Origin of the sequence: Bacillus sp. R86525, from assembly GCF_042466195.1 — a bacterium.
Lineage (GTDB): Bacteria > Bacillota > Bacilli > Bacillales > Bacillaceae_G > Bacillus_A > Bacillus_A nitratireducens.
In genome coordinates this window covers 70235-83485 of sequence record NZ_JAXHPX010000006.1, presented here as the reverse complement: position 1 = coordinate 83485, position 13251 = coordinate 70235, and the positions used below count along the sequence as shown (strand labels likewise).

General features: G+C 31.0%; 6 protein-coding genes and 1 pseudogene. 3 read left to right on the top strand and 4 right to left on the bottom strand.

From position 1 onward, the window contains the following. Nucleotides 1-6: 6 nt before the first annotated feature. The 4 genes from SJY24_RS01500 to ectB are packed head-to-tail and all read right to left on the bottom strand — an operon-like array spanning nt 7 to nt 10792. The gene (locus SJY24_RS01500; RefSeq protein ID WP_377863492.1) at nt 7-4197 is read right to left on the bottom strand and encodes an amino acid adenylation domain-containing protein; all 4191 of its coding nucleotides are present in this window, start codon (nt 4195-4197) and stop codon (nt 7-9) included. 25 nt (nt 4198-4222) lie between these two features. Beyond that, nucleotides 4223-7522, bottom strand: a complete 3300-nt coding sequence (locus tag SJY24_RS01495; RefSeq protein ID WP_377863491.1) for a non-ribosomal peptide synthetase — start codon at nt 7520-7522, stop codon at nt 4223-4225. Between the two features lie 2 nt (nt 7523-7524). Beyond that, nucleotides 7525-9480, bottom strand: a complete 1956-nt coding sequence (locus tag SJY24_RS01490) for a condensation domain-containing protein (RefSeq protein WP_377863490.1) — start codon at nt 9478-9480, stop codon at nt 7525-7527. Between the two features lie 28 nt (nt 9481-9508). Further along, nucleotides 9509-10792, bottom strand: a complete 1284-nt coding sequence (gene ectB, locus SJY24_RS01485; protein ID WP_377863489.1) for a diaminobutyrate--2-oxoglutarate transaminase — start codon at nt 10790-10792, stop codon at nt 9509-9511. A gap of 1014 nt (nt 10793-11806) precedes the next feature. On the opposite strand from ectB, the gene SJY24_RS01480 reads away from it, so the two are divergent. The 3 genes and pseudogenes from SJY24_RS01480 to SJY24_RS01470 all read left to right on the top strand — a co-directional run bounded on the left by SJY24_RS01480 (nt 11807) and on the right by SJY24_RS01470 (nt 13081). Then, complete coding sequence (locus SJY24_RS01480) at nt 11807-12508, top strand: winged helix-turn-helix domain-containing protein (protein WP_377863488.1); 702 nt, start codon at nt 11807-11809, stop codon at nt 12506-12508. Between the two features lie 71 nt (nt 12509-12579). Continuing rightward, nucleotides 12580-12699: pseudogene (locus tag SJY24_RS01475) on the top strand (IS200/IS605 family element RNA-guided endonuclease TnpB); the annotation flags it as partial. Between the two features lie 109 nt (nt 12700-12808). Next, nucleotides 12809-13081, top strand: coding sequence for a hypothetical protein (locus tag SJY24_RS01470; RefSeq protein ID WP_377863487.1), 273 nt, complete (start codon nt 12809-12811; stop codon nt 13079-13081). The last annotated feature ends 170 nt before the right edge of the window (nt 13082-13251 follow it).

Genomic DNA, 13251 nt, shown 5'->3' with positions numbered 1-13251 from the left:
CATTTTTTATTTAACTTGAATTATCTTAGAATCTCCCAAAGATTTTCTGATTTCATCCGCTAGAATATTAATTCCAGGTTTATTAAATATTGTGTAATGATCACCCGGAATCGTTTTAACTGAAACTTCTTGTTGAGACCAATCCTTCCAACCTAGTGTTTTATCTTGGTTATCACCATTCTCCGCACGGAGCACCACAATTTCTCCAGGATACCTTTTAGTGGGTACATATCCATTTAGTGCATTTAAATTTGCTGAATACACATCAAGCATATATTTTAAATGCTCAACTTTAAATTCTGTTGAAAATATTCCTGCTTTCCTTATAACTGTAAGTACATAGTTTAGTCTTTCTAATTCATTCATTCCTTGATCCATTTGATTCAGATAAATCTCGGCCCCGCTACTTTTTTGTAAATCTTCAATAAACATTTTAAAGATTATTTCGCCGGAATATTCCATTGAAGATATATCTTTACTCCAACTATCTATCATAATAATTTTTGGTGCATATCCTAATTGATCATAAATTTGTATTCCCATCTCAAAAGCAACGATTCCGCCCATAGACCAACCTAAAATAGTGTGTTCTGTTCTATTTGTTAGTAACAGTTCAGATACATATCGCTTTGCTAATTCTCTAATCGATGTAATCGGCTTTTCATTCCCATCTATACCTGGTGCTTTAAAGCCATAAACTTGATAATTAGGTTCTAAAAGTTTAAGCAATCCAGTATAGCAAAAAATATTCCCTCCAACCGGATGAACTAAAGACAACGTTTGTTTATTTTCACTTGGATGCAATTCTACGATTACATCGTTTTCATTATTATTCGATTCTTTCTCCAGCATTTTTGCAATCCCTTCAATAGTTGGGTATTGAAAAATCGCTGCTGTTGAAACTGTTTTCCCTAAAAGTGCTTCCACTTTTCTTATAAATTGAATAGCGGAAAATGAATTCCCTCCAAGCTCGAAGAAATTATCCTTAACACTGACTTTGCTAATTTTTAATGTTTCTTTCCAAATATCTGAGAGCATCATCTCTATCTCTGTACGAGGTAAAACCATTTCGTGTTTTGATATTCTTGTTTCATTTGAAGGATTAGGTAGCCTTTTTTTATCAATTTTCCCATTTTGACTAAGCGGAAATTTTTTCATTTCGATAAACCAAGATGGTATCATATAATTTGGTATGATATTTTTCAGATAATCCTTCAAGGCCCCTAAATCTAAAGACTGTCCATTTTCTAATGTGAAGTATGCAACAATTCTAATATCATTATCCTCATTTGTATGAACAACCACTACTGTTTGTTGGATTAAAGGATATTCCTCCATTACTCTTTGGATTTCCTCTAATTCAATACGAAATCCCCTAATCTTTACTTGATGATCAATTCTTCCTAAATACTCTAAACCTCCACTATCTAGAAATCTTGCTAAATCCCCAGTTTTATATAATCTTGAGCCTTTTTCTTTACTAAAAATATTTGGTACAAACTTCTCAGCAGTTAATCTAGGACGATTATTATATCCCCTGGCTACTCCCGCACCACCTACATGAATCTCTCCAACTACTCCAATAGGGACTGGCTCCATGTTTTCATCTAAAATATAGAGTTCTAAATCAGAAATTCTTTTACCAATCATATTCTTCTCATTGGTTTGTGAATGATTGATTGGTTGATGAGTAACATGAACTGTTGTTTCTGTTATGCCGTACATATTAACTAAAGCTGGCTTACAATCTCCATGTTTGTTAAACCAATTATTTAATTTATTTGTTTCAAGCGATTCTCCACCAAAAATTACTGTACGTAAACTTAGTTCCATGTTCAACTCTTTATCAGCTTCGATAAACTGGTAGAAAGCAGAAGGTGTTTGATTTAAAACTGTAATCTTTTGTTTGGCGACTAATTCATAAAATTCATCTATAGAACGAGCAGTCCAATACGGAACAATAACCAACTGTCCACCATACAACAAGGCACCCCAAATTTCCCAAACTGAAAAATCAAATGCAAAAGAGTGAAAAAGAGTCCATTTATCATCAGAATTAAATTGGTAACATTTTTCTGTATTAAGAAATAACCTAGTTACATTAGAGTGCGAAACCATCACTCCTTTTGGTTTACCAGTAGAACCAGAGGTATAGATAATATAAGCTAAATTAGATGGATTCGATATATTTTTAATATTACTTGTACTTTTTTGTTTAATGATTTTTCTATCTTTTTCAAACGTTAAAATTTCAATTTCTAAATCTTCATGAAAACTGTCTACTAAATGCTCATTTGTAAGCAACAATTGAGCATTACTATCTTGTAAAATATATTGTTTTCGTTCTTCTGGATAGTTTGAATCAATTGGAACGTATGTACCTCCAGCCTTCAATATTCCAATAATCCCAACTAGCATCTCAATCGTTCTTTCAACGCAAATACCAACTTTTACTTCAGTAGTAACACCATTTTCTCTTAAAAAATGAGCTAGTTGATTAGCCCTTTCATTCAGCTGTTGATAAGAGATTGATTCTTTTGTAGAAACAATAGCTATTGAATCTGGTCTATTCTCAACCTGTTTTTCAAACCATTCATGAATGCAAAGATTACTATAATTAATATCATTTTTTTCATTCCATGTTTCTACTACTTTTTTTCTGTCCCTTTTTGAAATTATTTGTAATTCTGATATCCTCTTATTTGGAGTTGCAACTGAACTCTTTAAGATATTTTGGAAACTCTTCGTCAATTTAACAATTGTATTTTCCGTAAAAATTTCATTGTTAAATTCAATATGACACTGCATGCCATCCGCATCTTTTTCAAATGCAAAGGTCAAATCAAATTTAGCCGTATCATAATCAACTTCAACTCTTGATACTTTAAGGCCAGGAAGTTGTAACGTATCCGAAGCACTTTGTAAAATACATAGGGTTTGTACTATTGGGGTATAACTTAGGTTTCTTTCCGGCTTTAATTGGTCAACTAACATTTCAAATGGTACTTCTTGATGCGCATAAGCACCTAGACATGAGTTTCTTACTTTCATAAGTAATTCTTCAAACGTCGGATCATTACTTAAATCATTTCTAATAGGTAGCGTATTTACAAAAAAACCGATAATTTCCTCTAATTCAATAGAGTTACGATTCGCTGTAACAGTTCCGACAATTATATCTTCTTGACCTGTATAACGATGAAGTAAAATGTTATATATAGTAAGAAGTCCCATAAATAAAGTTGAACCATTTTCTTGACAAATCATTTCAAGTTCTTCGATGTCTGCACCCGATAACCAAAATGAATATAAGCTTCCTTTATAATTTTGAATTGCTGGTCTAGAAAAATCAGTAGGAAGTTCAATTAAATTTGGAGCATTTTTCAATTGATTTTTCCAATATAAAAGATCGTTTTGTAATTTTTCTTCTTGAAATTGATCATGTTGCCAAATTGAATAATCGGAATATTGACAATTTAAATCCGGCAGTGGTGATGGTTGATCATTACAAAAAGCTTCATATAATACCTCCATCTCCTTAAATAAAATTCCCATTGACCATCCATCTGATATAATATGATGCATAGATAAAATTAAAATATATTCTTCCGAACTATGGTGGATAACTGTTGCACGTATTAAACACTTAGAAAGGTCAAATGGGGTTGATGCATCGTCATAAATAATTTTTTCCGCTTCTTTTTCACTTTCATCTTTTGTAGAACTACATAAATTAATGACACGAAACGGTAATTTCATTTGATCAGTAATAATCTGTACTGGCTGCTCATTCTCCTCGGCGAATGTTGTACGTAACCCCGCATGCCTATTGACAATTTCTTGAATGCTTTTTTCCAATGCTTTTAGATTAAGCGGTCCAGTGATTTTTCTTACATCTTGAATATTGTAAAAAGAATTTCCAGGTTTTAATTGCTCCATAAACCACAGACGATTTTGAGCAAACGAAAGCGGAATATGTTCTTTTTTGGCTTTAGTAACAACCTGTAATTTTTTTGGATAATCAGTTTTTTTTGCGTCTTTTAATAAAGATAAAATTTCATACTCATGTTGATGAAGTCCCTTAAGAAGTTCTTGATTTAACCCTTCTTTTGGTCCGTTAAAACGTAAACTATCATCTTCTATCCAAATTTTTATATTTTTTTTTCGAAGTTTATTTAAGAGCTCAATCATTTTCATCTAAAAGCCTCATTTCGGTATTTTATCAATGTTCAGCTTGGGACACATTCATTACCCAGCATAAAGTATCAATATAGTCAGCCAACTTCCCCAAAGTAGGTACTTCAAATATACTTGATACAGGTAATGGCACATTGAATTTAACTCTTGATCGAGAAATTACCTGTATAGCTAATAAGGAATGGCCACCAATATTAAAGAAGTTGTCCCTCTTCCCAATATTTTTTTCACCTAGAACTTCTGTCCAGATCAATGCAAGTGCTTTTTCTGTATCAGTTGAAATCGGAATAAATTCATTAATAGAGTTATTCACATTTGGAATAGGAAGCAATTTCCTATCAATTTTCCCATTTGGCGATAATGGTAGTTTATCCATAAAAATATATTGAGATGGAATCATATATTTAGGTATTTTTTTCTCTAATTCATCTCTTAAATCCCAATCTGTAATGTTATTGTTCCCCTGTTCAAGAACCACATAAGCTATTAAATACTTTTCCATATTTTTATCAATATGAATAGTGACAACCACATCAGAGATTGAATCATGTTGTAATAAATTCACCTCCACTTCCTCAATCTCAATCCTAAATCCTCTAATTTTAATTTGATTATCAATTCTTCCTAAAAATTCAATAGTCCCATCCATCCTATACCTTCCAAGGTCACCCGTTCGATATAATCTTTCGCCAAGCCTATTACTATAAGGATCTGGTAAAAACTTATTAGCTGTAGCCTTAGGATTATTAATATATCCTCTACCTACACCTGCTCCTCCAACAAAAATCTCACCCTTAGATCCTATTGGAAGAAGATTTAATTCATTATCTAGAATATAAATTTTTATATTGTTAATCGCTTTACCTATCGGGGCTATACCAGGCTGCAGATGATTTATATTATTAACCCTATACATGGTTACATCATCTGCACATTCTGCTGGTCCATAAGCATTAATTATTTCTGTTTCATTAAATGCCCTTATCCAATTTTTTAGTAATCTTGAATCTGATTGCTCACCTGTAACTAGCATGAATCTCAACAGTTGATTACAATAATTACTTTTTGTAGCTTCTTCAATAAATAATTTTAAATAAGATGGCGTGGTTTCCATAACTGTAACTCTGTCATTCTTTACTTTTTCTAATAGTAAGGTAGGATCCATCACAGTCTGGTCACTATAAACTCGAATTCTTCCTCCGACTAATATAGTCGTTAAGAACTGCCAAATTGATATATCAAAGCATTGTGAAGCAGTTTGTGCAACTGTGTCTCTACTAGTCAGTTTCAAGTCAACAATTTTAGAAAAAAGGTGATTCATCATGTTACGATGCTCTATCATTGTCCCTTTTGGTAGTCCGGTAGAACCAGATGTGAAAATGATATAAGCCAAATTTTCTGGAAACACTTTAGGTATAGAGCATAAATCCATTTGAATTTTATTCTTAATTATTTCATCCAAATATAAAGTTTGAACGGAATAATTAAGCAAATCGTGTAAATCAAGATTTTGTACTTCCTCTCCAGAAGTAGAAGAAAGTAAAATTGTTTTACACTTACTTTGTTGAAGAATATGCTTAATTCGTTGGATAGGATAATTTGGATCTAGCGGAAGATAAACCCCTCCAACTTGGAATATTGCTAGTATACTAGCTAAATAATATCTATCACGATTGCCTAATAATCCAACTACTGTCTCATTACTTGCACCGGACAACATAAGTCGTTTTGAAATTTCATTTGATAATAAATATATTTCTTTGTATGTTAACGTCCCTTCCTCATCCATAACAGCGATATTGTTTGGTGTCTTAGTGACTTGCTCTATGAACAATTCAAAGAAACTTTTATCTTTAACAAAACTTCTTTTAGTATCTGTCCATTCCAGCAATAATGTATCTTTTTCACTTTTTGTCATAACTTCAATCTCTGATATCATTGCATCAGGCTTAGCTATTACATTTTTTATGATATTTTGAAAATTATTAGCCATTCGGACAATTGTATCTCGATTAAATAAATTTGTTGAATACTCAAAATTCACAACCAAAGAACCATCTTCTAAATCTTCAATAATAATAGATAAATCATATTTAGAAGTTATTACGCTATCTTCTATACTATGGACTTCCAAGCCTTCGATAGAGAATGTGTGACTACCATGTTGCAATTCAAACATTACTTGGAAAATTGGTGTCCTGCTTAAATCTCTTTCTGGTTGAAGCTCCTCTATTAGTTTCTCGAAAGGGAGATCTTGATTAGAATACGCTTCTATACATGTATCCATGACCTCTCTAAGAAAGCTCTTAAACTCCTGATTCTCACATATTTCCCCTCTCAAACAGACCATATTCACAAAAAATCCAATTATTGATTCAATTTCTTTACTAGTTCTAGCCGCAATTGGAGAACCTATTACAATATCGTTTTGTTTTGTATATTTATAAATAAGAATGTAAAAAACTGATAGCAAAGTCATAAATAATGTTACGCCTTCTTTTTTACTCAAATTCCGAATTTCATTAGCTATATTTTCCGGAATTATAATTTTATACAAATCTCCTTCAGAATTTAATATTGATGACCTCATTTTATCGTATGGGAGTTCAATATATGGTGGAGCGCCCTTTAGCTTATCAGTCCAATATTTTAAATATCTTCCCATTCTTTCTACAGTTAAATGTTTACGTTGCCAGTTTGAAAAATCAGCATACTGGTATTTAATTGGTACTAAATCACATTTATCTCCTTTCACATTGGCCTCATAAAGAGTAGTCAATTCATCCATAAATATCCCAGCTGACCATCCATCAAATATAATGTGATGCATGTTAAAAAGGAGTATATGCTTATTGGCTTCCAATTTAATTAAATGAACCTGGAATAATGGGCCTTCCTGTAATGAAAATGGAGTATTTACTATATTTAACAAGAATTGTCTCTCAAATCTAGTATTACTTAAATCTACAAAGTTAATTTTAATCTCCTCTGAGTCCGCAATTATTTGAAACGCTTTACCGTCTATTTCCCTAAATGTTGTTCGAAGGGACTCATGGCGTTGAACAATTATATTTAATGCTTCTTTTAACGCTAATTCTTCCAAATCCCCACTTAAAGTAAATGCAAAGTATGTATTATAAGAAGTATCATTAGGTTGTAACTGCTGAAGATACCAGAGTCGTTCCTGTGCAAAAGAAGCTCTAATTGGATCAATTCTAGATGTAATTTCTAATTTATCAACATTATTTTTTTGTAAAGAGGCTTGATTTAATCGCTTTTCAATGATTTCATGAATTGTTTTTCCCTCTAAAGAATCAAATTTCATATCTATTCCACCCCGCTAGATACATTTACGTCTGCAGTAACCGCCTCTTCTACAGCGTTGATAAATTCTCCAATGTTCTGGGTCTCAAATAAACTTCTTAATGGTACATCAACTCCAAATGCTTCTCTTACACGTACCATGATTTGGATTGCTAATAAGGAATGTCCACCCAATTCAAAAAAATTATCACTTAATTCTATATTTTGCACTCCAAGTACTTCTTTCCAAATAACCGCCATTGCTTTACCAGTTATACTTTGAAGATTGTCTAAATAAACATTAGATTTACTCTCAACTAATGGCACTGTTTCTAAATTTAATTCAAATACTTCTTGAATATGAACGCTATATTCCCTATCCTTCTTACCTCTACCAATTTTCAATAAATACTTCCCTTTTTCAAATGGGTTTTCTACTAATTTATCCTTCAAGTTAGGATATTGTAATGCATATTCCATATCAATGTTTACGTTATTAATAAAAATTTGACCGGATACTCCTACAGGAACCGGCTTCAAATTTTCATCCAAAATTAATACTTTATCAGAGGTAAATCTGTCTATTTCATTTTCACTTAGAATTTCTAAAGTAGATATTTTTGAATTAGGATGATCCAAAATATTTTGCAACAGTGCTTCATAATGATCTATATATCTTTGTATTGTTTTTTCATCAAATAAATCAGTATTAAATTCAACATTTATTTCTAAAAATTCCCCTTTATTTGTTACTGTCCAAGTTGAATCAAACTTAGATGTAAAAGTTGGTAATCCCTCAATAGGTAATAATTTTAAACCTTCCATATTAATTCCTAATGTAGCGTCATCTTCATACGCAAAGACAGTTTGAATTAATGCTTGAGTGGTATTATTTTGCTTAGGCATTAACTCTTTAGCAAGAATATCGAGTGGAATGTCTTGATAAGTGTACGCTTCAAGTGTTGTTCTCTTGACTTCTTTTAATAGTTCTTTAAAAGTCGTTTCTGCATTAAATGTTGTGCGTAAAGCTACTAAATTAACAAAGTAACCAATTAATGACTCGTATTCAGTTTTAGAACGCCCAGCCATAGGTGAACCAATTAATAAATCAAAACTTCCAGTATATTTGTGTAGCAATACTTTAAATGCCGACAATAATACCATGTAAAGTGTTGATTTCTCATTTCTTGCCAAATAAGATAATTTTTCCGTTAGATGCTCTGGCAACTTCCTTGTCAAAATTTTGCCTTTATATTTTTGTTCTGGTAACTTCGGAAAGTCACTTGGGAAATAATTTCCTTTAGATACGGCATTTAACTTATTTCTCCAGTACGCAAGATATACTTCTTTATCTTCGTTATTAATACGCTCTTTGTTTATTTTTGAAAATTCGAAATAATCACAATGTAATTCCGGTAGTTTTGGCTCTTTTCCTTCAATTATTGCATTATAAGTTATTGCTATTTCTCTAAGTAAAATTTCCATAGACCAGCCATCAAAAATAATATGGTGCATATTGAAAACCAGAACATGGTTGTCTTTAGAATAACTAAACAAATAAGATCTCATAAGTTCTTCATTCTCTATATTAAAAGGTTTTGTTGATTCTAAAGAAATTAGTCTATTTAGTTCATTCTGACGCCTTTCATAATTAAAATCTGTTAAATCTACGATATGAAAAGGGACTTGAGTTACACCAGAACAAACTATAAATGGCTTATTATTGGCCATTATGACTCGGCTTCTTAACACATCATGTCTTTCCCATACCCTTTGAAGTGAAGTCTGGAGCGCCATTATATTAATATCCCCTTCAATCTTACACATCCATGGAACACTATATAGGGGACTGTTAGGTATTAATCGATCCAAAAACCATAGACCATATTGATTCAATGATAATTCATATATTTTTTCTTTTCTTTCATCCCCTACATCTTTATCTCTTTTTTTATTCATATAAAATTTCGAATCGTTCATTCTTTACATCCCCCTCTATATTTAAATTCTATTTATAGCTGTGTGACAAATTTTGTTGAATGGAGTACTCAATAATATCCAATCCTCTCTGCAACCCGTCACTATCAATTATTAATGGTGGAATAATTTTGATTACCTGGCTATCCGAACCAGATGTTTCACAAATTAATCCATTTTCAAATGCAGTTGCACAAACTCTTTCTGCGAGTCCATTTTTTTTGCAATAAATCCCCTGTATTAGCCCTCTTCCACGATGCTCTCCCTCTATCTCTGGATATTTTTCAATTAAACCATGTAAATCTTTTGATAATTTATCTGCTTTTTTTTGAATAGACTCCTCAAATTTTGTATTTTCCCAATATTTTAATGCTGCAGTTCCAGTAACAAAAGCTAAATTATTTCCCCTAAAAGTGCCATTATGCTCTCCTGGAAACCAATTATCAAATTCCGGTTTTATCAGTGTTAAAGACATAGGAAGACCATATCCGCTTATCGATTTAGATAAACATATTACATCTGGGCTAATATTTGCTGGCTCGAAGCTAAAAAATGTACCTGTACGTCCACAACCAGTTTGAATGTCATCTATAATTAATAAAATATCAAATTCATCACATATCTTTCTTAATTCCCTAAGCCACTCAAAACTCATTTTGTGTAGGCCACCCTCACCTTGTACAGTCTCAACTATAATTGCTGCAGGAATTTCAATACCACTTCCATTATCATTTAAAATTTTTCTTAAATATTCTAGCGAATCGAACCCATTAATATAGTTTTCATATGGAAGAGACACACCATTGTTCAAAGGTACTCCTGCCCCTTTTCTTTTCTTACGATTACTACTTACCGAAAGTGATCCGATGGACATTCCATGAAATGAGTTTGTAAAGCTAAATACACCTGTTCTTCCAGTGATTTTCCTTGCGATTTTCAATGCACTTTCTACTGCGTTTGTTCCAGTCGGTCCTGGGAACATAATCTTGTAATTCAATCCTCTTTTTGATAAAATTACATCTTGGAATTTTATTAAAAAGTTAGCTTTAGCCATTGTCCCCATGTCTAAGCTATGTGCTATTCCATCTTTTTGAATATAATCAAGTAATTGCTTTTTCATATATGGATCATTGTGTCCATAATTTAGAGCACCGGCTCCAGCAAAAAAATCTATATATTCCTTTCCGTTTTCCCCCCATATTTTAAAACCTTTAGAACGATCAAAAACTGTCGGAAAACATCTTGAGTAACTTCGAACACTAGATTCTAAGTCTTCAAAAACATTAAGATCAGTATATTGACTTTCATTCAACATGAGAAAACCCCTTTCAATAATAAAATAAAAAACTATCAGTATCGCTTTGTTACAAATTTTATTTCTTCACATTACAATACTTCCTACACCTATACTAAAATATAGTCTATTTAAATTACGTTTTCTAAATGTTCTTTATAAATATTAGTTATAACTGAACTCCATTAAAAATAATTGAATGTAATTACTTACTAGCGATTACTACGCTGTTAATATAAGTTTATTTTCTAACTTTTACCTTGTGATATTAACTAGCTATTTCTATAAATATTGATATTTTAGTATACGGACAAATAATATTTCACAATGTTTAATAGATTATAAGTGGAACAATCGTATTGTTAACTTCAACATCATTGTATTTAAAATTACAATAGTTAAGGGGTTTTGTCTTTATATAAAACATTAGATTAAACTAAAAATTTATTTAGATAAAAATTTTTTTAAGTTCTATAATGAATTTACCGTTAAATAATCTATTTCCGAGTTCAAGTATCCAAGGAAAAAATTCACTTCATCAAAGTACAATAAATACCCTATTTAATATCATTCGTAATAGATTTTTAGATATTTCTTGCAGAACTATGGCATTTTTATATGAGTTTATCTAATTAAAAATCCAAATTAATTAAATCAGGGTTATAAGCTCTATAACTTCATCCGAATACCATTTAAATATTATATACAAACAATTCATTCAACTGCATTTACCGAGAATAAAACAGCTCTTTTTTATTTCTGAATTTTCTGAAAAAAAATTATCAAAAAATAAATTTAGGTATTCATGTTAATATTTTATTTAAATTCAATAATTTAACAAAAACGAAACTTCCATAGCAGAATTTAAATTCTCATTCAATAAGATAAACGAACTTAGAGTCACTTAAGCATTACATTAATTTATGTAGTATATGGTGATTTAATATAACATTAAAATCGCTAACAATATTTTAAATGACTTGAGCACTCGGAAAATAAAGTTCTTTAATTATAGTTAAAGTTGGAGGTAAAAAGGTGAAAATAATAGTATTGTCCCATAATGAAGATTTCATTGAATTGGTGAGCTTCATCCTTAAGCAAAAGAATATAGATATTTTAAGTACCAATGATCGTGAAACTATAATAGAAATTGCGCAAAGCGGGGACTTTCTTTCAATTGTATTAGATCTATCAAATCCAACACCTGAAGACATTTACTATTGGAGTGAATTATTTCAATTGACTTCTATTCCAATTCTAGTCACACACTCTAATGCAAGCGATGTTAAACAAGTACTTTTAAGACAAAAAGCATTAATTAATCTAACAGATCCAATAACAACTTTTTGGGAAAAATTATCTGCGGAAAGAAATAAAAAAGGTAAAAATTCCTTTGAGAATCTTATATTATTATCTCCTGATATAATATTTGACGTCGCAGGGCATTGCATAAAAAAGAGAAATGAAAGTATTATGCTATCTACTACAGAGTTTAAATTATTATATCTATTAGCCAATAATATAGGAGAAACCTTTACTGTAAATGAACTAATTGATTATATTGAAATCACAGGAATTTCCACATTATATGTTTACATTCAAAAATTAAGGGAGAAAATTGAAAAAAACCCTAAGAATCCACATATTTTGGTCAACCATAGAGGCAGGGGGTATAAACTTATAATTTCCGCTACTAACCAAGTTAATGAAAGTTATACTGAACCGATTAAATGTTGAATTAACTACCATTTAATTCAATTAGGATTACAGCATGCTTATTAAATCCCTTAATAATCAGAACATAAAAACTTCGTAAATGGGACTGCCCTTCTTGTTGTACACACTATGATAGGGATATTAACCAAAATATTAATCTACAGAAGGAAACGATAAGACTTCTAACCGCAAGGACTGTGGAGCTATCCTAATAGATTAGAGTTTGATAGAACTCAGTACTTAGGAATCCCCTCTTCTAAATGAAGGAAAAGTCGAGGTAGTTCAAAACAAAACCTTGTTAATTAAAGGTGGATGAATACGATGAATAATTTTACTATAAAGAAAATTACTAATGAAGGAAAAGAGATCGAGCATCAAAAAATTGAAATTTCCGGATTTAATTCAAAAGAAATCAAAGCCATTAAAATTATAAGCACATCAAAAATGAAAGAATTTTATGATGGTCTGTATAGTCAATACGATTTTTTTTTAGAGGTTTATTATGATGATTCTAGTTTTAAATTTATAACATGCAAATGCTTGTCAATTACAGACAATGGAAACGGCTTATATCATTACGAATTTCATTTGTGACAAAAGCTGTTTTACGCTGTAATTTGGAGAATACTATACACTAGTCAATAATTTAACAGTAGAAAATAAATAAAAAAAGTAACTCCTGTGTTTGCATAAAAGTCTTTTTTAATTAATTAGCAGTCCTTATATACCATTTATAATTCAACTCAATTTATCTTTCTCCGACA

Bases quoted from the DNA above. Each gene is read 5' to 3' on its own strand.
- SJY24_RS01500 (WP_377863492.1), bottom strand. From the start codon at position 4,197: ATGAAAATGATTGAGCTCTTAAATAAACTTCGAAAAAAAAATATAAAA.
- SJY24_RS01495 (WP_377863491.1), bottom strand. From the start codon at position 7,522: ATGAAATTTGATTCTTTAGAGGGAAAAACAATTCATGAAATCATTGAA.
- SJY24_RS01490 (WP_377863490.1), bottom strand. From the start codon at position 9,480: ATGAACGATTCGAAATTTTATATGAATAAAAAAAGAGATAAAGATGTA.
- ectB (WP_377863489.1), bottom strand. From the start codon at position 10,792: ATGTTGAATGAAAGTCAATATACTGATCTTAATGTTTTTGAAGACTTA.
- SJY24_RS01470 (WP_377863487.1), top strand. From the start codon at position 12,809: ATGAATAATTTTACTATAAAGAAAATTACTAATGAAGGAAAAGAGATC.